The 19,271-nt window shown below is 58.6% G+C and carries 20 protein-coding genes; 9 read left to right on the forward strand and 11 right to left on the reverse strand.

Translation table 11 applies throughout. From position 1 onward, the window contains the following. Positions 1 to 131: 131 nt before the first annotated feature. The gene (locus EJA72_RS19525; protein WP_157713008.1) at positions 132 to 1,766 is read right to left on the reverse strand and encodes a methyl-accepting chemotaxis protein; all 1,635 of its coding nucleotides are present in this window, start codon (positions 1,764 to 1,766) and stop codon (positions 132 to 134) included. Positions 1,767 to 2,059: 293 nt separating this feature from the next. Here EJA72_RS19525 and EJA72_RS19530 point away from each other — a divergent pair, with 293 nt between their 5' ends. Together EJA72_RS19530 and EJA72_RS19535 are read left to right on the forward strand one after the other, a co-directional pair. Next, positions 2,060 to 2,890, forward strand: a complete 831-nt coding sequence (locus EJA72_RS19530) for an undecaprenyl-diphosphate phosphatase (RefSeq protein ID WP_157713009.1) — start codon at positions 2,060 to 2,062, stop codon at positions 2,888 to 2,890. After that, on the forward strand, positions 2,887 to 3,315 hold the full coding sequence (locus EJA72_RS19535; protein WP_157713010.1) for a DUF1294 domain-containing protein: 429 nt from the start codon (positions 2,887 to 2,889) through the stop codon (positions 3,313 to 3,315). Before EJA72_RS19530 ends, EJA72_RS19535 begins: the two co-directional genes overlap by 4 nt. Here the strand turns inward: EJA72_RS19535 and EJA72_RS19540 are convergent. After that, on the reverse strand, positions 3,312 to 3,671 hold the full coding sequence (locus EJA72_RS19540; RefSeq protein WP_157713011.1) for an MmcQ/YjbR family DNA-binding protein: 360 nt from the start codon (positions 3,669 to 3,671) through the stop codon (positions 3,312 to 3,314). The two genes, EJA72_RS19535 and EJA72_RS19540, sit on opposite strands and share 4 nt — an antisense overlap. Then, on the reverse strand, positions 3,668 to 4,576 hold the full coding sequence (locus EJA72_RS19545) for a LysR substrate-binding domain-containing protein (protein ID WP_157713012.1): 909 nt from the start codon (positions 4,574 to 4,576) through the stop codon (positions 3,668 to 3,670). Before EJA72_RS19545 ends, EJA72_RS19540 begins: the two co-directional genes overlap by 4 nt. A gap of 132 nt (positions 4,577 to 4,708) precedes the next feature. Between EJA72_RS19545 and EJA72_RS19550 the strand changes: the two genes are divergently transcribed. Together EJA72_RS19550 and EJA72_RS19555 are read left to right on the forward strand one after the other, a co-directional pair. Then, positions 4,709 to 5,320, forward strand: coding sequence for an FMN-dependent NADH-azoreductase (locus tag EJA72_RS19550; protein WP_157713013.1), 612 nt, complete (start codon positions 4,709 to 4,711; stop codon positions 5,318 to 5,320). A gap of 169 nt (positions 5,321 to 5,489) precedes the next feature. Further along, on the forward strand, positions 5,490 to 6,527 hold the full coding sequence (locus EJA72_RS19555; RefSeq protein WP_157713014.1) for a dienelactone hydrolase: 1,038 nt from the start codon (positions 5,490 to 5,492) through the stop codon (positions 6,525 to 6,527). Positions 6,528 to 6,652: 125 nt separating this feature from the next. Here EJA72_RS19555 and EJA72_RS19560 read toward each other — a convergent pair whose 3' ends face one another. Then, a complete protein-coding gene (locus tag EJA72_RS19560; protein ID WP_157713015.1) occupies positions 6,653 to 7,840 on the reverse strand; it encodes an MFS transporter in 1,188 nt (395 codons plus the stop codon). Positions 7,841 to 8,047: 207 nt separating this feature from the next. Continuing rightward, the gene (locus EJA72_RS19565; protein WP_157713016.1) at positions 8,048 to 9,637 is read right to left on the reverse strand and encodes an ABC-F family ATPase; all 1,590 of its coding nucleotides are present in this window, start codon (positions 9,635 to 9,637) and stop codon (positions 8,048 to 8,050) included. Between the two features lie 415 nt (positions 9,638 to 10,052). Here EJA72_RS19565 and lpxO point away from each other — a divergent pair, with 415 nt between their 5' ends. Beyond that, entirely contained in the window at positions 10,053 to 10,952 is a 900-nt protein-coding gene (gene lpxO / locus EJA72_RS19570; RefSeq protein WP_178129463.1) for a lipid A hydroxylase LpxO, read from the forward strand. A gap of 135 nt (positions 10,953 to 11,087) precedes the next feature. Here lpxO and EJA72_RS19575 read toward each other — a convergent pair whose 3' ends face one another. After that, positions 11,088 to 11,960: a Ku protein gene (locus tag EJA72_RS19575; protein ID WP_157713017.1), complete on the reverse strand. Its 873-nt coding sequence runs from the start codon at positions 11,958 to 11,960 to the stop codon at positions 11,088 to 11,090. 186 nt (positions 11,961 to 12,146) lie between these two features. Here EJA72_RS19575 and EJA72_RS19580 point away from each other — a divergent pair, with 186 nt between their 5' ends. Both EJA72_RS19580 and EJA72_RS19585 read left to right on the forward strand, forming a co-directional pair. Continuing rightward, complete coding sequence (locus EJA72_RS19580; RefSeq protein WP_157713018.1) at positions 12,147 to 12,503, forward strand: hypothetical protein; 357 nt, start codon at positions 12,147 to 12,149, stop codon at positions 12,501 to 12,503. A 51-nt stretch (positions 12,504 to 12,554) separates the two neighbouring features. Further along, complete coding sequence (locus EJA72_RS19585) at positions 12,555 to 13,709, forward strand: PQQ-dependent sugar dehydrogenase (protein WP_157713019.1); 1,155 nt, start codon at positions 12,555 to 12,557, stop codon at positions 13,707 to 13,709. A 133-nt stretch (positions 13,710 to 13,842) separates the two neighbouring features. Here the strand turns inward: EJA72_RS19585 and rimI are convergent, their stop codons facing one another. Next, on the reverse strand, positions 13,843 to 14,940 hold the full coding sequence (gene rimI, locus EJA72_RS19590) for a ribosomal protein S18-alanine N-acetyltransferase (protein WP_157713020.1): 1,098 nt from the start codon (positions 14,938 to 14,940) through the stop codon (positions 13,843 to 13,845). Positions 14,941 to 15,032: 92 nt separating this feature from the next. On the opposite strand from rimI, the gene EJA72_RS19595 reads away from it, so the two are divergent. After that, a complete protein-coding gene (locus tag EJA72_RS19595; RefSeq protein WP_157713021.1) occupies positions 15,033 to 16,607 on the forward strand; it encodes a RimK family protein in 1,575 nt (524 codons plus the stop codon). A gap of 146 nt (positions 16,608 to 16,753) precedes the next feature. On the opposite strand, the gene EJA72_RS19600 is transcribed toward EJA72_RS19595, so the two are convergent. Both EJA72_RS19600 and eco read right to left on the reverse strand, forming a co-directional pair. Continuing rightward, complete coding sequence (locus tag EJA72_RS19600) at positions 16,754 to 17,089, reverse strand: DUF2834 domain-containing protein (protein ID WP_157713022.1); 336 nt, start codon at positions 17,087 to 17,089, stop codon at positions 16,754 to 16,756. A gap of 83 nt (positions 17,090 to 17,172) precedes the next feature. Beyond that, positions 17,173 to 17,655 carry a serine protease inhibitor ecotin gene (eco, locus tag EJA72_RS19605; RefSeq protein WP_157713023.1) on the reverse strand — a complete coding sequence of 161 codons (483 nt, stop codon included), beginning with the start codon at positions 17,653 to 17,655 and terminating at the stop codon, positions 17,173 to 17,175. A 303-nt stretch (positions 17,656 to 17,958) separates the two neighbouring features. On the opposite strand from eco, the gene EJA72_RS19610 reads away from it, so the two are divergent. Further along, positions 17,959 to 18,234 (forward strand): DUF1652 domain-containing protein, encoded by a 276-nt coding sequence (locus EJA72_RS19610; protein ID WP_157713024.1) that lies wholly within the window; start codon positions 17,959 to 17,961, stop codon positions 18,232 to 18,234. On the opposite strand, the gene EJA72_RS19615 is transcribed toward EJA72_RS19610, so the two are convergent. Both EJA72_RS19615 and EJA72_RS19620 read right to left on the reverse strand, forming a co-directional pair. After that, positions 18,231 to 18,626, reverse strand: coding sequence for a hypothetical protein (locus EJA72_RS19615; protein WP_157713025.1), 396 nt, complete (start codon positions 18,624 to 18,626; stop codon positions 18,231 to 18,233). The genes EJA72_RS19610 and EJA72_RS19615 overlap by 4 nt on opposite strands. Positions 18,627 to 18,717: 91 nt before the next feature. Then, positions 18,718 to 18,984 (reverse strand): DUF2790 domain-containing protein, encoded by a 267-nt coding sequence (locus EJA72_RS19620; protein WP_157713026.1) that lies wholly within the window; start codon positions 18,982 to 18,984, stop codon positions 18,718 to 18,720. Positions 18,985 to 19,271: the final 287 nt, after the last annotated feature.

Raw genomic sequence — 19,271 nt, forward strand, 5'->3', positions numbered from 1 at the left:
GTGAAGCGTGTGATGGCGCTGTTGTGGCGAGCGAGCTTGCTCGCGCTGGGGCGCGCAGCGGCCCCAACATCTTGCGGCTGCTTCGCACCCGAGCGCGAGCAAGCTCGCTCGCCACAGGGTTGGGGGTTGCCTTAAACGCGAAACTGCTTGAGCAACCCGTTCAGCTGTTCACTCAGCCCCTTGAGCCGGACGCTGGCCACGCTCGATTGCTCGGCCGCCAGTGCCGTGCTGTGGGACAACCCGGCCGCTTGGGTGACGTTCTGGTTGATGTCCTCGACCACATGCGCCTGCTGCAAGGTGGCGCTGGCAATCGAGGCGTTCAGCCCATTGAGGTTGCGCAGTGCCTGGCCAATCGCGTTCAGGCTGGCACCGGCGAGACCCGCCTGTTCGATGGTCAGTTGCGAGGCGCGGCTGCTGTCGCCGATCACCTTGACCGCCGCTTCTGAGTGGCTTTGCAGGCGTTCGATCATCGACTGGATCTCGGCCGTGGACTTCTGCGTCCGCTGGGCCAGCAACCGCACTTCATCGGCCACCACGGCGAAACCGCGACCCTGTTCCCCGGCCCGGGCCGCTTCGATGGCCGCGTTGAGGGCCAGCAAATTGGTCTGCTCGGCGATAGAGCGGATGACTTCCAGCACGCTGCCGATCTGGGTGCTTTCGGTCGCCAGGGTACGAATCACTTCCACCGCCTGGTCAATGGTCGACGACAGCTTGTCGATCTGTTGCAGGCTGCCATCGATATTGACCTGGCCTTGCTGCGCCTGAGACTCGGCGTCGCGCATCTCGCTGGCGGCATGCTCGGCATTCTTCGCGACGTCCTGCACGCCATAGGTCACTTCGTTGATTGCCGTGGCGACCAGCTCCATTTGCTGAGACTGTTGCTGGCTGCGCTGCTGGGCCTGCACAGCGTCATTCCCCAACTCGGTAGAAGACTGGCCCAGGGCGCTGGCCGACACCTGCAACTCGCTGATGACACCACGCAGTTTTGCGGTGAACGCGTTGAAGTGGCGAGCCAGTTGCGTGACTTCATCCTGGCCCTGGGTGTCGAGGCTGCGGGTCAGGTCGCTCTCGCCGCTGGCGATATTGGCCATGGCGTTCACCGTTTCCTGGAGCGGGCGCACGATGCTGCGGGCAATCAGGATCACCAGCAGGGCCATGATCGCGGCAATCACCAGCCCGACGATCGAGGCTTTCCAGACCTGGCCAACGAACTCGGCCTGCATGTCATCTATATACACGCCCGAACCGATCACCCAGCCCCACGGCTCGAACAGTTTGACGTAGGAGGTTTTTTCCATCGGCTCGCTGGCACCCGGTTTCGGCCAGCGATACTCGACGGTACCGGCGCCTTTGGCCTTGGCGACGGCCGCCATTTCATTGAACACCGCAAAACCGTCCGGGTCGCGAATGGCCGAAAGGTTCTGGCCATCGAGCTTGGGGTTGGTCGGGTGCATGATCATGACTGGCGTCAGATCGTTTATCCAAAAGTAGTCGTTCTGGTCGTAGCGCAGGCCGCGAACGGCGGTCAGCGCCTGTTTCTGCGCGGCCTCGCGCGTGAGCGTGCCGGCGGTTTCCAGGTCGTGGTAGTAAGTCAGAATGCCGCTGGCGGTCTGCACCACGTGTTGGGTTTTCTGTACTTTGGCGTGATACAGGTCGTCATGAATCTGCTTGAGCATCAAGACGCCCAACGTCAAAAGCATCATGACCGCGACGATCAGGATGAGCCACAAGCGGCGGCTGATCGACATATTGCGCAAGCTGTTCATAAGGCTGTCACTCCGGATTCTTGTTCTTGTAATTAATGATCGCCAGCATCCAACCACACTTCGCCGATCAGGCCCATTCGACCCAAGTCCCATAACGCGGAAGCGGTAACAAGACTTGTCTGATAGGATTTCGGCCCCGCACGGAAAAACCTGAGTCCAGGCCGGTTTTTCACAGGATTTTTACGGTCCTGTGTGGATCTTGTGCGCGCGGGACTTCAGCTACGCTGATCGAAGTCAACGTTCTAAAAAATATTAACGGGGCATGCCTGGGGGCATCGCTTCTTGGGGGATTGATGGATCTTTGGACCGCCGTTCAGGCATTGATACTTGGCGTTGTAGAAGGGCTGACGGAGTTTTTGCCGATTTCCAGTACCGGCCACCAGATCATCGTGGCCGATTTGCTCGACTTCGGTGGCGAGCGTGCCATCGCGTTCAACATCATTATTCAGTTGGGCGCGATCCTGGCCGTGGTGTGGGAATTTCGCCGCAAGATCCTCGATGTGGTCACCGGTTTGCCCACGCAACCCAGCGCCCGGCGTTTTACCGCCAACCTGCTGATTGCCTTCATGCCGGCTGTGGTGCTGGGGGTGATTTTCTCCGATCTGATCCACCATTACCTGTTTAACCCGATTACGGTGGCGACGGCGTTGGTGGTGGGCGGGATCATCATGTTGTGGGCTGAAAAGCGCCAGCATGAAGTGCACGCCGAGACCGTCGACGACATCACCTGGAAAGATGCGCTCAAAGTCGGCTTCGCCCAGTGCCTGGCGATGATTCCGGGCACCTCGCGCTCCGGCTCGACCATCATTGGCGGCCTGTTGTTTGGCCTGTCGCGCAAGACCGCGACCGAGTTCTCGTTCTTCCTCGCGATGCCGACCATGGTCGCCGCGGCGGTGTACTCGGGGTTCAAGTACCGTCACTTGTTCGTGCCGGCAGACGTTCCGGTGTTCGCGCTTGGTTTTGTCACCGCGTTCATCTTCGCGATGATCGCAGTCAAGGGCCTGCTCAAGTTCATCGCCACTCACAGCTATGCGGCGTTTGCCTGGTATCGCATTGTGTTTGGCCTGGTGATCCTGGCGACCTGGCAGTTCGGCTGGGTTGATTGGGCTGCGGCCAAGCCATGAATGACTCCAGCGCGCGCAACAGGCCCGGACGCAATTCCGGCGGGCAAATCCAGAATCCCCGGCTGAAATGGCTGGTGTTCGCGGTGGTGTGCGCGCTGCCGTTATTCGGCTCGCTGGCGATGTGGCTGCAGGGGATTTCGCTGGTTCCCCTGTCGGCCTACGGCATCGTCAGCGTGCTGGCGTTCTTCCTTTATTGGAGCGACAAACGCAAGGCGCGCACCGATAGCTGGCGCACGCCGGAGAATGTCCTGCACGCGGTGGAACTGGCCGGCGGTTGGCCTGGCGCCTTGATCGCGCAGCAGGTATTTCGCCACAAGACCCGCAAAATCTCCTACCAGATCCTGTTCTGGATGATTGTGTTGCTGCACCAGGTGTTCTGGATTGACCAGCTGTTTCTGGGTGCGCATTTGTTTGCGCTGTTCTAGAGCAGCAATCCGATCTGGGTGCGCTTGGGCAGCTTGCTCACCACCAGTTGATGGGAACGTTGCAGCAAACCCTGTAGTTCTTCAGCACCCAAAGGGTAGGGCGTTTCCATGATCACCCATTGGGCCCGCGCCAGGTAAGGCGCGGGATGGATGCCCGGGCGGTCGCAGTGGCCGAGAAACAAGTCCTTGTCGACCTTGAACGCCAGGGAGGCGCCACGCAGGCCCTGCAGGGCGAACATCTTGTTCCCGGCAATCGAAAACACCCGCACGCCACCCCACTTGTAGTCTTCCCGTGCACCGGGCAGCGCAAGACAGAAAGCCGCGACATCCTCTTCGCTCATGCGTCCAGCCTTCATATCAATCGGTCCCCACAGGCGTTGAATGATTCGATCAAATGGTCGATCCAGGCTCGCACAGCCGGCATCACACCGCGCCGATGCGGGTAGACCGCTTGCAACCAGCCACCCGGTGACGCCCAGTCCGGCAGCAACTGCACCAGCGTGCCGTTTTCCAGTTCGTGTTCGCAATACATCATCGGCAGCAGGGTAAAGCCTTGACCGGCGAGGGTGCAGGCCTTGCGCACAATGAAGTCGTCGATACCCAGCCGCGCTTCGAGTGCGAGGTCGACGCTTTTTCCCTGTTGATCGAGCAAGCGCAGATGGACCATGCGGTCGGCTTCCTGTGCACCGAGCACCGGCAAGCCCTTGAGGTCATCGGGATGGTTGATTTCCCGACCCTCAAGAAACGCGGGGCTGGCCACCAATAGCGTTTGCGCCTGGCGCAGGCGCCGGGTGACCAGCAGCGGATCCTCATCGCCCAGTTCACGAACGCGGAGGGCGACGTCGACGCCCTCGGTCACCAGGTCGACACGGCGATTGAGCAGCATGACTTCCAGTTGAACCTGAGGGTGCTTCTCAAGAAAGCTGCTGATCACCATCGGCAACATTTCATGGGCCAGCCCGACGGGGCAGGACACCCGCAAACGCCCGCGCGGCTCGCTGCACATGCTGGCCACGGCTTCATCGGCCATCTCGGCTTCCAGCAACATTGCCTGGCAGTGTCGCAGGTAACGTTCGCCGACTGCCGTCAACTTGAGCTGCCGGGTCGTGCGTTGCAGCAGGCGCGCGCCCAGGCGCTCTTCCAGTTCAGCGATGCGCCGTGACAGGCGTGACTTCGGAATGCCCAGCAAACGGCCGGCCGCCGCGAATCCACCGGCTTCGACTACCTTCGCGAAGTAATAAAGGTCATTAAGGTCTTGCATGGGAGTGTCAGCTCGATTGTTCTATCAGTAGGACAAACTATCGCATTGTTGCCGGCTAATCAGCTATTGGTTTCGCCTGTAGGATTGTTTCCATCAGATCGCCTCGTGGCGGTCCTCACCTGGAGATCACACATGAAACTGTTGCATATCGATTCGAGCATTCTTGGTGACAACTCGGCTTCCCGTCAGCTGAGCAGTGAAGTCGTCAAAGCCTGGCAAACTGCCGAGCCGTCCGCGGTCGTGACTTACCGCGACCTGGCCGCCGATGCCATCAGCCACTTCTCCGCCACGACCCTGGTTGCTGCTGGCACCACCGCCGAGCTGCGTAACGCTGCACAACAGCACGAAGCCGAATTGAGCGCATCGACCCTGGCCGAATTCATCGCCGCCGATGCCGTTGTTATCGCCGCTCCGATGTACAACTTCACCGTCCCGACCCAACTCAAGGCCTGGATCGACCGCGTCGCCGTTGCCGGCCAGACCTTCCGTTACACCGAAGCCGGCCCTGAAGGCCTGTGCGGTGGCAAGAAGCTGGTGATCGTGTCGACTTCCGGCGGTATTCACGCAGGACAAGCGTCTGGCGTTGCTCACGAAGAGTACCTGAAACTGGTGTTCGGCTTCCTGGGCATCACCGACATCGAAATCGTTCGCGCCGAAGGCCTGGCTTACGGTGACGAAGTGCGCACCAAAGCCATGGGCGACGCTCACGCGCAAATCAGCGAGCAGTTGTTCGCCGCCGCGTAAGGCTTGCGTAAAGAGCGCAATCAGCTCGGGCAACACCACAAAAAACTCTGTATTCTGAACACGCAAGTGTCAGATACGGAGTTTTTTGTTTCTGGGCATTACTTCTTGTGGCCCGAGTTATGCAGTAGAGGGTTACCGTCTCCGGTCCAGTAACAAGGTGGGGCATCCCATGGTGCGTCTTTGTGCAACATTACTGATTTGCCTGCTCAGCAGCCTGAATTCAGTGCACGCCGCGCCTGCGCCGCACCCTCACTGGAGCGTCGGCTTCCACGAGATGACATTTCTCGACCCTCTGGACCTGCAACCGATGCGGGCCATCGCGTTCTATCCTTCCAGCGACCGTGAACACACCAGCAAACTCGAGGGTTACGCCATCGAGGCCGGTGAAGATACGCGCGTCGCCATGGGGCGCTTCCCGATGTTGATGCTGTCCCACGGCAACACCGGAACCCCGCTGGCCTTGCACGACCTGATGACGTCGCTGGCGCGCAAAGGGTTTGTGGTGGTGGCGGTGTTCCATCCCGGTGACAACTACAAGGACCACAGCCGTCTCGGTACTTTGAGTAACCTTTATGGTCGGCCGATCCAGATTTCCGAAGCGATCACCGCTACCTTGGGCGACCAGATGCTCGCGCCGTTCGTCAACGCCGACCAGGTGGGCGTGATCGGTTATTCGGCCGGCGGGGAGACGGCGTTGATCCTGTCCGGCGCGACGCCAGACCTGGATCGCCTGCGCCGTTATTGCCAGGAGCGTCCGGACGATCGCGACGCCTGCAACACCCAGGGCGAACTGATCGTCGACCGCGACGACCTGCAACCGGTGGCTGACCCACGGGTTCATGCGTTGATGCTGATGGCGCCCCTGAGCCTGAAATTCGGCCGCCACACCCTGGCGGACGTGCACGTCCCGGTGCTGCTGTACAGCGGTGACGGCGACAAACTGGTGCCGATCGACAAAAACGCGGTCGCGCTGGCGCGCAAACTGCCCACCGCACCCGACTTCAAGCTGCTGGCCGGGGCAGGGCACTTCGTGTTCATGGCGCCTTGCAATGACGAGCAGATCGTCATCATGCCAGCGCTGTGCACCGATGCCGATGGTGTCGACCGCGAAGACATTCACCGCAATTTGATTTCCGAGGCCGGGCGTTTCTTCTCCCACACCCTGGGTAAATCAACCCGCGCCGGCATGCAAACCGCCGATCAGTAACGCCGCTGTACCTGTAGGAGCGAGCTTGCTCGCGAAAAGGGCACAGGCAACGCGATCATTCAGGTTGAACGTATTATCGTTAACGTTCTTCGCGAGCAAGCTCGCTCCTACAGGAAACGTGTTCGTCAGGCCATTGCGCGGCGTTTCAGGAGCAGGGTCAAACCCAGCCCGGTCACCGACAACAGCGCCGCACTGAAGAAAATCCACGAGTACCCCAGGTTCAACGCAACGGCGCCCATCAACGGCCCGGCAATCGCCAGCGCCAGATCGAAAAACACGGCATAAGCGCTCAAGCCTGCGCCGCGACTGGAGTTGGGTACCTGTTTAATTGCTTCAACGCCCAGCGCCGGATACACCAGCGACAGACCAAACCCGGTCAGGCCGGCGCCGATCAGCGCATAACCGGTGGAAGGCGCCAGCCACAGCAGCACCAGGCCGACGGTTTCGATGATCATGCAGGCGATGGCCGAAGTGAAACCGCCAAAACGGCTGATCGCCGAGATAAACAGCAGTCGCGACACAATGAAGCAAATCCCGAACACCGTCAGGCAATAGGCCGCCCCGGTCCAGCCGCGGCTGACGTAATACAAGGTGATAAACGTCGTCAGCGTGCCGTAACCGATCGAGGCCAGGCTCAGGCTTGCACCAAAGGGTGCAATGCGCCCGAACACGGCCCAGAACGGCAGGCGCTCACCGCGAATGACCGGCACCGAAGGTTTGTTGCGGATGAGCACCAGCGCGGCCAACGCCAGCAGGGACAGCGCGATACCCAGGCTGGCAAAGCCATATTCCGCGACCATCACCACACCCAGCGGCGCGCCGATGGCGATAGCGCCATAAGACGCAATGCCGTTCCATGAGATCGAACGCGCAGTATGTTCTGCGCCGACCTGACCCATGCACCAACTGATCGTGCCTACGCCGATCAACCCCTGCGCGATGCCGAGCAGCAACCTGCCGGCAATCAGGACCGCCAGGCTCAGCAGCGGAAAACTTTGCAGCAGCGTTGAAACCAGCGTCAGCACGCCACTCAGTACGATCCCCGACAACCCGTAGACAATTGCCCGTTTAGTGCCGATGTTGTCCGACATACGCCCCGCCATGGGGCGGCTGAGGAGGGTGGCCAGGTACTGCGAACCAATCGTCAGCCCCGCGACAATGGCGCTGAACCCCAGTTGTTCGTGCACATACCCCGGCAATACCGCAATCGGCAGGCCGATGCAGAGGAAGGCAATAAAGGTGTAGAAAACGATGGAGACGATCTGCAGGGTGATCGCCATGGAGCTTTGCGGGGGCAGTTGCGGCGCAGACATAGGGCTCGTTCGCGGGCGGCGGTGGGAGAGTTGCATCATGGCGTGGGTGGAAAATAAAAGAAAGCAGGCTAACTATATTCGTTGCCTTCGCAATCCCCTGTAGGAGCGAGCTTGCTCGCAGAAAAATTCTGCACCAACACATTGCTAGAACCTGAAACGCAAAAAGCCCCGTCACCAGGACAGGGCTTTTCTTTTTATAGCGAACGCTTAGAACACAACGCCCTGGCTACGCAGGTAGTCGTCATAGGTCCCGCTGAAGTCGATCACGCCGCTAGGGCTCAACTCGATGATACGGGTGGCCAGCGACGATACAAACTCACGGTCGTGGCTGACGAAGATCAGCGTGCCCGGGTAGTTCTCCAGCGCCAGGTTCAGCGCCTCGATGGATTCCATGTCCAAGTGGTTGGTCGGTTCGTCCATGATCAGCACGTTCGGCTTTTGCAGGATCAGCTTGCCGAACAGCATGCGACCTTGCTCACCACCGGAGATGACCTTGACCGACTTGAGGATCTCGTCGTTGGAAAACAGCATCCGGCCGAGGGTGCCGCGAACCAGTTGCTCGCCGCCCTGGGTCCATTGGCCCATCCAGTCGAACAGGTTGCAGTCGTCTTCGAAGTCGTGCGCGTGGTCCTGGGCGTAGTAGCCCAGTTCCGCCGCATCGGTCCACTTCACGGTGCCGGCATCCGGGGTCAGTTCGTTGACCAGGGTGCGCAGCAGGGTGGTTTTACCGATACCGTTCGGGCCGATGATCGCCACGCGCTCGCCGGCTTCAACCACGAAGCTGAAGTCCTTGAACAGCGGCTTGCCGTCGAAGCCTTTGGCCATGCGCTCGACGATGACCGCCTGACGGTGCAGCTTCTTGGTTTGTTCGAAACGGATGAACGGGCTCACGCGGCTCGAAGGCTTGACCTCGGCCAGCTGGATCTTGTCGATCGCCTTGGCGCGGGAGGTGGCCTGCTTGGCTTTCGAGGCGTTGGCCGAGAAGCGGCTGACGAACGATTGCAGCTCGGAGATCTGGGCTTTCTTCTTGGCGTTGTCCGACAGCAGTTGCTCGCGGGACTGGGTCGCCACGGTCATGTACTCGTCGTAGTTGCCCGGGAACAGGCGCAGCTCGCCGTAATCCAGGTCAGCCATGTGGGTGCACACGCTGTTCAGGAAGTGACGGTCGTGAGAGATGATGATCATCAGGCTGGAACGCTGGGTCAGAATGTTTTCCAGCCAGCGAATGGTGTTGATGTCCAGGTGGTTGGTCGGTTCGTCGAGCAACAGCACTTCAGGATCGGAAAACAGAGCCTGAGCCAGCAATACACGGAGTTTCCAGCCTGGGGACACTTCGCTCATCGGGCCAAAGTGCTGCTCGATGCCGATACCCAGGCCCAGCAACAGTTCGCCGGCGCGGGATTCGGCGGTGTAGCCGTCCATTTCAGCGAATTCGGTTTCCAGCTCGGCGACGGCCATGCCGTCTTCTTCGGTCATTTCCGGCAGCGAGTAGATACGGTCGCGCTCGGCCTTGACCTTCCACAGCTCTTCGTGACCCATGATCACGGTGTCGATCACGGTGAATTCTTCGTAGGCGAACTGGTCCTGGCGCAATTTACCCAGGCGCACGTTCGGCTCGAGCATGACCTGACCGCCGGAAGGCTCGAGGTCGCCACCGAGGATTTTCATGAACGTCGACTTGCCGCAACCGTTGGCGCCGATCAGGCCGTAGCGGTTGCCCGCGCCGAATTTCACCGAAACGTTTTCGAATAGCGGCTTGGCGCCGAACTGCATCGTGATGTTAGCTGTAGAGATCAAAGGTTTTTCCTGCGAAGCATTCAGAGTAGCTAGGGTTTGCGGCAGTACCGATTCAGTACCCGTTTCCGGTATCCAAACCACGGGAAATGCATCCCGGTCAGAAGCGGAAGGTCCATCTGGCAATAAGTGGACAGCAGCAGTTGGAGCGCTTGGCCCGAGTCGAAGTGCGCTGAGACGGGGTTCATTCCCGTCGTCAACCAAGGGGGGCGCGTAATGTTTGGCGGCGATTGTACTGGTCTGGCTCTTTAAACGATAGGGCGTTGAGGCCGCACGGGCACTTTCGCGGCATCAGCGGACAGATTTTCACATTTTCAGGTTAACTATTGGTTACAAACTGTGGCTAAAATGCCACCTATCTACCGGATGCCGACAGGCATGAACGTTGTTTGTTCACTTCTGAAGTGTGACGATTTCCGTGAAACTGATTATTGCCGCTGTTTACGTTGTTTCCATCGCGTACGTTCACCTGCGGGGTCGCGTTCGCCATAAGCTGGGCCGCCAACTGAGCGATCATTCGACGTTTCTGGCGCCGATCAATTGCTTCCTTTATCTGTTCTCGAAGATTCCCGGCAAGCCTTACCTTGATCCGGCTGATTTTCCGGACCTGAGGCCGTTGCAGGATCACTGGCAAGAAATCCGCGCCGAAGGGCAGAACCTGATGAAGGCCGGCGAGATCAAGCGCTCGCATCAGTACGATGACGTCGGCTTCAACTCATTTTTCAAGACGGGATGGAAGCGTTTCTACCTGAAGTGGTACGGCGACAGCCACCCTTCGGCCATGAAGCTCTGCCCACGCACCACCGAACTGGTGCAAAGCATCGGCTCGATCAAGGCGGCGATGTTCGCCGAGTTGCCTCCGGGCTCCAAACTGGTGCGTCATCGGGATCCGTATGCGGGTTCGTATCGCTATCACCTGGGTCTGGAAACGCCTAATGATGCCGGTTGCTACATCAACGTCGACGGCGAGAACTATCATTGGCGCGATGGTGAGGCGGTGGTGTTTGACGAGACCTTCATTCATTACGCCGAAAACACCACCGACCAAAATCGCATCATTCTGTTCTGCGATATCGAGCGGCCCATGAAGTATCGCTGGGCGGCGGCGTTTAACGCCTGGTTCAGCCGAAACGTGATGTCGGCCGCGGGCGCGCCAAACGATGCGGGGGACAAGACGGGCGGGATCAACCGTTTGTTCACCCGAATCTACAAGATTCGTTTGCGCGGAAAGGCGCTGAAGAAGACTAACCGTAAGCGTTATTATCTGGAGAAGTGGGCGATTTTTGGCGGGTTGCTGGCGATTTTTGTGTTGATCTGATTTTTCCGTTATGGCAAATGCCCAATCGCGAGCAGGCTCAGTCCCACCGTTGAGATGCATTTCAATGTGGGAGCGAGCCTGCTCGCGATGAGGCCGGAAGATTCTCCGAGAATCTCACGGATGCACACCGATTGCTCAACCACTCGACCGTTTGCTGGCTTTTTTCGCCGCTGCCGGTTTATCCGCCGCTTTCGACTTGGCCGCTGGCTTGGCGCCAGCCTTTCCACCCAGGCTACGTTTCAGCAACTCAGTCAAATCAATCACATCCGCCGTCTTGCGCTCCTCTTCACCCGTCGCAGTCTCGACATCCTCGATCTTGCCTTCATTAGCCTTCTTCTCGACCAGCGCCATGATCTTGTCTTCAAAACTGTCGCGGTAGTCCTCGGGTTTCCAGTCGGCGCTCATGTCTTGCACCAGGCGTTTGGCCATGTCCAGTTCGCCCTTGGCCAGTTCCGGTTTCGTAACGTCGCTGCCCAATTCAAGCGTATCGAGGCTGCGCACCTCGGCGGGCCAGCGCAGCATCACCAGCACCATGGCCGACTCCAGTGGCATCAGCGCCGCGAGATGTTGACGGGTATGCAAGACCACATGGGCCAGCGCAACCTTGTTGGTTTTGCTTAACGTTTCACGCAACAGCGCATACACCTTGCCGCCGCGCTTATCGGGCGCGAGGTAGTAGGGCGTGTCGATGTTTTGCAGGGGGATTTGTTCACTGTCGACAAAGGCAAAGATGTCGATGGTCTGCGTGGACAGCGGGTGCGCCGATTTGATTTCCTCTTCGCTGAGCACCACGTAGCGGCCTTTTTCGTATTGCACACCTTTGACGATGTGCTCCTTGGTGACCTCCTTGCCAGTGACCTTGTTGATGCGCTTGTAGCCGACCGGGTCCATGCTGCGGTTGTCGAGCCAGTCGAAATCCACGCCTTGGGAAGACGTCGCCGAGACCAGCGCCACAGGGATGTGCACCAGCCCGAAACTGATTGCGCCTTTCCAGATTGCCCTTGCCATGGTCGTCTACTCCCAAGTGATGTTCAGGTGACCCGTGGCCCGCTGGAAAAGTTTCAGTGGCGTGCGGCCCAGCCCTGCCGGGGGAACAACCTGGTGTTACATCTTGGGGGGAGGTTTTGATTAACAAATCCGAACCCTGGGCGTAGCGTGATACGGAAGACGTGTATTCACGTAGAGAGGCTGCCCATGAACCGATTAATGCTTGGCATCATCGCGATGGCTTTGAGTGGCGTGGTCACTCACCTGGCCCAGGCTGAGGCCTTGTCACCGGCGTTACCGTTGCTGCTGGCCCAGAGCCCGACGGGCGCCGCCAGCAATCCTTACAACAGCCCGATTCGCCGGGCCAATCCCAACAGCATGCAGGGCACGCAACCCAGCGCACCAGTCATTCGCGGGCCCAATACCGTGCCCGTTCCGCGGCCGCCAACCCTGGACAACGGCGGCATTGGCAATCGCTATCCGCAGGATCGAACTGCACCGGCCAGTTCGCCGAAATTCATCCCCAATCCGCCTTATCGCGACCCGGACACCAGCAACCGTTGAACGTCAGGCCAGCCATTGTGTCTGTCATTCAAACGACAAAAGGAATCGTGCATGTTGCGTAAAACCCTCCTGGCCACCGTCTGCGCCAGCGTATTGATCAGCGTCGCTGCGCCCGTTTTTTCGGCGCCCGTTCAAACATTGAAAAGCGAGCAGGGCACGCTTGAGGTCACGCCCATTGCCAAGGGGCTGGACCACCCGTGGGCCCTGGCGTTTCTGCCTGATCGACAAGGAATATTGGTGACCGAAAGGCCCGGCAACCTGCGGATGGTCGACGCCAACGGCAAACTCTCGGCGCCGATCAGCGGCGTACCGGAAGTCTGGGCCAAAGGGCAGGGCGGTCTGCTGGACGTGGTGTTGTCGCCCGACTTCAAGCAGGACCGCACGGTGTATCTATCGTACGCCGAAGGCGGTGGCGAGGGCGGCAAGGCCGGCACGGCGGTGGGTCGCGGCCAGTTGTCCGAAGACCTGACGTCCCTCAGGAATTTCAAGGTGATCTTCCGTCAGGAACCCAAGCTGTCCGTCGGCAACCACTTTGGCTCGCGCCTGGTGTTCGACCGCGACGGCTATCTGTTCATCACCCTCGGCGAGAACAACGACCGGCCGACCGCCCAGGACCTGGACAAGCTGCAAGGCAAGATCGTGCGGATCTATCCGGATGGCAAGGTTCCCGACGACAATCCCTTTGTCGGCCAGGCTGGCGTGCGTCCGGAAATCTGGTCCTATGGCCATCGCAACCCACAAGGCGCGGCCCTCAACCCTTGGACTGGCACCCTCTGGGAAAACGAGCACGGCCCACTCGGCGGTGATGAAATCAACATCATCGAGCGTGGCAAAAACTACGGTTGGCCGCTGGCAACAAACGGCCTCAACTACTCCGGCCAGCCGATTCCGGAATCCACGGGCAAAACCGCCGAAGGCACTGTCTCGCCGCACCATGTCTGGGAAAAATCCCCTGGCCTGAGCGGCATGGCGTTCTATGACGCCGACCGCTTCAAAGCCTGGCAGCACAACGTGTTCATCGGTGCGCTGGTGAGTCAGGAGCTGATCCGGCTGCAGTTCGACGGTGACCGGGTGGTCTACGAAGAACGGTTGATGGGCGAACTGAACAAGCGCATCCGCGATGTGCGGCAGGGGCCTGACGGGTATTTGTATGTGCTGACGGATGAGGATGATGGTGTGCTGTACAAAGTAGGCTTGGGCGATTGAGAATTTTGTGGCGAGGGAGCTTGCTCCCGTTCGGCGGCGCAGCCGTCGCAAGATCTGCTGGCAGGGTCATTCTGGAGGAGCGCCAAGGGCCGCTTCGCAGCCCAGCGGGAGCAAGCTCCCTCGCCACAAGTCATTATTCATCGTTATAAAGAATCACCGCAGCCCGCAACTTGCCGCGCCCGAAACTGCACATCTTTTCAAACTCCCCATGACTGACCGGCAAGTGCTGGCAGTCCATGGGCTGACGATGCTGGCTATGGTCGACATCCGGATCGTGCAGGTACACAAACTCGTCATCGCAATCGGTGACGATCACCCAATGCGGCGACTTGGATCGGGTCAGTCGGTAGCTGCTGATCAGCACCAGCGGTTGGCCGCCATCGTGCAGTAACCGAGGCAGATCCAGCGGCCCACCGATCAACTGTTTGATGTCAGTAGCCAGCAACTGAGCGGTGAACTCCTCGTGCACCAGGCGCATGACGTCTTTTTTATGCTCATCGCGCACGCCATCGAGGAACAACGGCCCCGCCATGCTCACTTGCAAACGTACGCGAAATCCACGTCGCGACGCCGCCAGCGCCAGGCCTTGAGGGCTACACCCGCCGTGGCCGGAGGTCATGAACACGGTGGTCGCCTCACGCCAGATCTGCAGTTCTTCGCGGCGTTCCAGCACGCGATCCTGTTGCAGCGCGCCCATTGCCATCAACAGACAGGCCGGGCCGCAGGTGAAGTCGGTGGTCTGTGGGTAGTAGGGCACCTGGATGTTGCGCGAGTCGCGGTGCTGGAGGATGCGCTTTTCCAGGCGCAGCGCATCCGCATGGTCCTGGTAATAGTCGTGAATCAGGGCAAATCGCCGGTAACCGTTGCGCTCATACAAGGCAATCGCTGCGGGGTTGTCGGTCCGCACTTCCAGTCGCAGGTAAGCGCAGTCGTGCTCAAGGGCGCAGGCTTCGATGCGCTGGAGCAGTTGCTTGCCCAGTCCACTGCCTCGGGCCTGCTGGCTGATGGCAATCGAATACAGTCGCGCCAGCGACGTGCCCCGGTGAAACAGCACCACCGCGTAACCGACCAATGCCTCGCCACACTGGGCCACCAGCAGTTGCCCGTGAGCACGGGTCATCATCCATAAAAAGCTCCGTCTGTTAAGCCGGTCAGTGGTGAAACAGTGCTGTTCAAGTTCCAGAAGTTCCGCCAGGTCCTCAACCCCTGCCAAGCGAAAAGCAGTATTCATATGACCACCGTAAAAGTTGCGTAACGAAACGGGACTTTCGAAAAAGTTCGTGCTTAATAGGAAAGGTCTTGTTCTCCAACGGATCAATCACTATGTCAGCGGTACAGGGTCATTGGCGCGAAGTATCCGAGCAAACTTTGCCGGCGGCAACTTATTTAAATGACGGAGTTAGAAGTGCGAGTCAGTTGATTATTATCGTCGAGCGCAAAGAAGACTGGACGTCTTACTTTTCCAGCGAAGACATTGTCAGTGCGCAGGAATACCTTGAGCAGACCCGCGACAACGATCAGGGCAAACGGGTCCAGGTGATCAACCTGTGCCGCAGCTACAAATACCTGGGACACGGCTATTACTGCTCGCTGCTGGCTGAGGCGCGGGGGCACAAGGTCATTCCCTCGGTGCGGACCATCAGCGAGCTGACTCGAAAATCCCTGTACGGGCTGTCACTGGATGACCTTGATAAAACCCTGGAAAAAGCCCTCAGTCATCATCTTTACAGTGACACCGAAGGTTTTACTTTGACGCTCTATTTTGGAAAAACCCATATCGAGCCACTGCAGGACCTGGCGCGGCAGTTATTTGAGGTGTTCCCATGCCCGATACTGTTAGTTGAGTTTCGGCGAACTAACGGCTGGCACATCGAAGGTATTAAATCCGGCGCGTTGCACAAGTTGCGTGAAGATCAGGAAGATCAGTTCGCCCACTCACTTGACAGTTTCAGTCGCAAGATCTGGCGCCTGCCGCGTTCGCGGCGTTTGGCCCGCTACGATCTGGCGATTCTGCACGACCCGCAGGAGGCGTTGCCACCTTCCAATGCCAAGGCACTGGAAAACTTCGTACGGGTCGGCAAGACGCTGGGCATCGATGTGGAGCTGATCGAGCGCAAGGATTACGCGCGTATCGCCGAATACGACGGCCTGCTGATCCGCGAGACGACCAGTGTCGATAATCATACTTACCGATTCGCCAAGAAAGCCGAGAGCGAAGGGTTGGTCGTGATGGACGACCCGACGTCCATCCTGCGCTGCACCAACAAGGTCTACCTGACGGACCTGCTCAAGAGCCACCAACTGGGCATGCCCGCCACCGAAATTCTTTACAAGGAGCGACCGGAGGATTTCGAGCGGTTGGGGGAGCGCCTGGGTTTCCCGTTGGTGCTGAAGATCCCCGATGGCTGTTTCTCTCGTGGCGTGATCAAGGTCGAAAGCCAGCAAGCCTTGCTCGAAGCGACGGCTGAGTTGTTCGAACATTCGGTATTGCTGCTGGCCCAGGAGTTTTTTTACACCGAATATGACTGGCGCATCGGTGTGCTCAACCGCAAACCGATTTTTGCCTGCCAGTATTTCATGTCCAAGGGCCATTGGCAGATCTACAACCACAAAGCCAAAGGCCAGGACATCAATGGCGAATGCCGCACCCTGGCGGTTCACGAAGCACCGCGGGCGGTAGTGGAGCTGGCCGTCAAGACGGCCAACCTGATCGGCGATGGCCTCTACGGCGTCGATCTCAAGCAATCCGGTGACAAAGTCGTGGTAATCGAGGTCAACGACAACCCGAACATGGACGCCAGTATCGAAGACGCCTACCTGCAGGACGATCTGTATTCGCTGGTGCTGGAAGAGTTCGTCCGCCGGCTGGAACTCAAGCGCCGCGGCCAGGCCTGGTGACGGAATGAGGGTGCCCGCGGGATAGCCTTCGCAGGCAAGCCCGCTGCTACAGGGTCCATGACGATCACAAAATTGTGGTCAAACACATGTCCTGTGGGAGCGGGCTTGCCCGCGATGACAATCTGAAAACCAGCGCAAACCCAGAATCAGTTCACGTGTTTGGCGTCGGCTGGATTTTTCCCATTCTGCAACCCGCGAACCACGAGATACAACAACGGCCCAACCGACACAAAAACCGCCGTAATCACCAAATAAGGCACCACCGACAACGCCGACTGCCCCCGCTTGCGCGCATCTCCATACATCCAGATCCCCGCCAATGTTGCCAGCAAATAAAGATCAATCACCACCTGCGCAGTATCCGGGCGGGACATCAGGCTAATGCCAAAATCAATCAACGACTGTTCCGCCTGGAACATCACCGATAGGGTGTAACCGGCGAATGCGATCAGAGCAACGAGGGGCAGGGCTACAGACCTCATGGATTCCTTCCTTGGGGAGATGGGTAAGAATTTCAGCCTAAAGAGGCGCGCCACAATTGGCCATCATGTGGCGCCCTGAAGGTTTACTCCTGGACGGCGCTCTCTACCTTGCTAGACGCCGACCAGATCCGATAGCGCACTTCGATGTCCTTGGGCACGTAAAGCACAATCGGCAGTTTGCTGTTGTAACGCAGCATGAACCCGTCGCCGACCACCGGCACGAAATCCTGTTTGCTTTTGCCATCCGGGCAGGCCATCAGCGTGCTCATGGGGCCGATGACTTTTTCCAGTCGATAGAACGGATAGCCCCAACCTTCGAGATTTTTCTCTTCGAGCATGCCGCCCAGGCGTTGGCGATTGCAGTCAACCTTTAAGGTCTTGCCCGCGAGAATCTCGACTTGATAACAGTCTTCCTGGCTTTGTGGGGCAAGGTGAATGACCTGGCGGGTAAAGCCTTTTTCGGGTTTGGGGAAAGGTGCAACGTCTTCGAGTTTCGCCGCCTGAACGACGGTCGACAGTCCGGCAACCATCAATCCGACGGTGGTGATACGAGCCAATGAGCCCATGATGCCTCCTTGCGTATAAGCAGGTCAGTGGAGAGTGATTAAACGGCCCGCAGTTTTACTGTCATGGATGGCCAATGCAAACGCGGACTCATCAGGTTGCAATTTGCAGGGGAAAACACAGCCTTTCTTGCAATCTGCATGAGGGTATTTATAGACGAGTTTGATAAACCGTTGATTTACCGATGAGCTGCAGGGCGAAAATCAAGGCATGTTTTATGCTGTAGCTGGTCTTTAAGCTGACCAGCATTTTTAGAGCCAGCGTTGATGTGTCATTGGCAATCTCACAATAAGGAGAGGGTCGCCATGTTTCTGTCTGCCTTGGAACTTCGCAATATCATTGAAAGCAGTTTTCTGCCAAAACGCTGCTTGTGCACGCTGTCACCCGAGCTGTCGATGACCGTAAAAGTGTATGCCGACGGTGTCACCGATCAATTGGACCTGATGGTGACCGGTATCAATGCCCAACGGCTTAACAGTTGTCGAGAAATACACGAACTGATCGCCGAGCTGCGTTCCGACATGGACTCGCAACATCGGGCCAGTGCACAACCTTTGCACCTGAACAGAGCTGCGCCTTAGCTCGCGGTTTCAGGTGCCTGCGACGCGCTCCGGGTCTGGAAGAAAGCCAGGCCCAGCGCCAGCTCGACGGCGACCCCCAGCAAAATGCCCGGACCGGCGTGACCATTCAGCCACTCGCCAAAGCCCAAGGCAGCCAAACCCCAGCAGCCGACAATAAAACCGTTACTCACTGCATTGCGAGTGACTGACGGCCCTTCGTTTCGAACACCGTAAAAAATCACGCTTAATACGGCGAACAGCATCGCACTGCGTCTGGCCACCAATCCGGTGGCTGTCGAGTATTCAATACTCCAGATCGCCAGCAGCCAGTCGGGCATCAATCCCCAGACCAGGGCCAGAAGAAAACAGAGAATGGCGGAAAAACTCGACAACGCGCGAAACGAAAACTGCATGGCTAATCCTTGCGGCAGTGAGGGAAGGCGCTAGAGCATAGCGCCAGTTCCCTCTGAGGAACACCGTCAGGGAATGTTTCAGACCGGACGGTCAGTTTTGCAGGTTGCAGATGTCGGCGAGTTTTTGATAGGAAATTTCTGCCGGCTTGCCCGTGTTGTCGATGTATTTCATGTCCGCAGTCACGACTTTGCAGTCGTGGGTGGCGGGTTCGGTGAGTGCAACAACCTTGGCCACATGCAACGGCATGCCGTAGTGATAGGGCACGGCTTGGGAGGTTGAGGTGTCGTTGGCCTGGGCGAGACCGGCTAAGCCGGTGCAGGCGAGGGCGGCGGTCAGCAGTAACGTGTGCTTGTTCATGAACGTTCTCCGGTGCGGACGGAAAGTCAGCTCGATGTCGTGGACGTCGAACCTGCCGCACTGGGCGTCAGAGGAGTCTGAGGGCGTGCGGTCCAGTAAAGTCTTGGACCGCAGGGTTAAGCGATGGTTAACCCACCTGAATGCCGCCTGTCGGCGTAGTGATGATGCTTCTGGTCGAACGATCCCTGTAGCAGCTGGCGCAGCCTGCGTCCGGCTGCGCAGCAGTCGTAAAATCAGCCAATGCGGTGCCTCAGGAAAACCGCGTGTGCAGGTTTAACGACTGCTGC

Origin of the sequence: Pseudomonas sp. PB120 (assembly GCF_009761815.1) — a bacterium.
Classification (GTDB): Bacteria; Pseudomonadota; Gammaproteobacteria; order Pseudomonadales; family Pseudomonadaceae; genus Aquipseudomonas.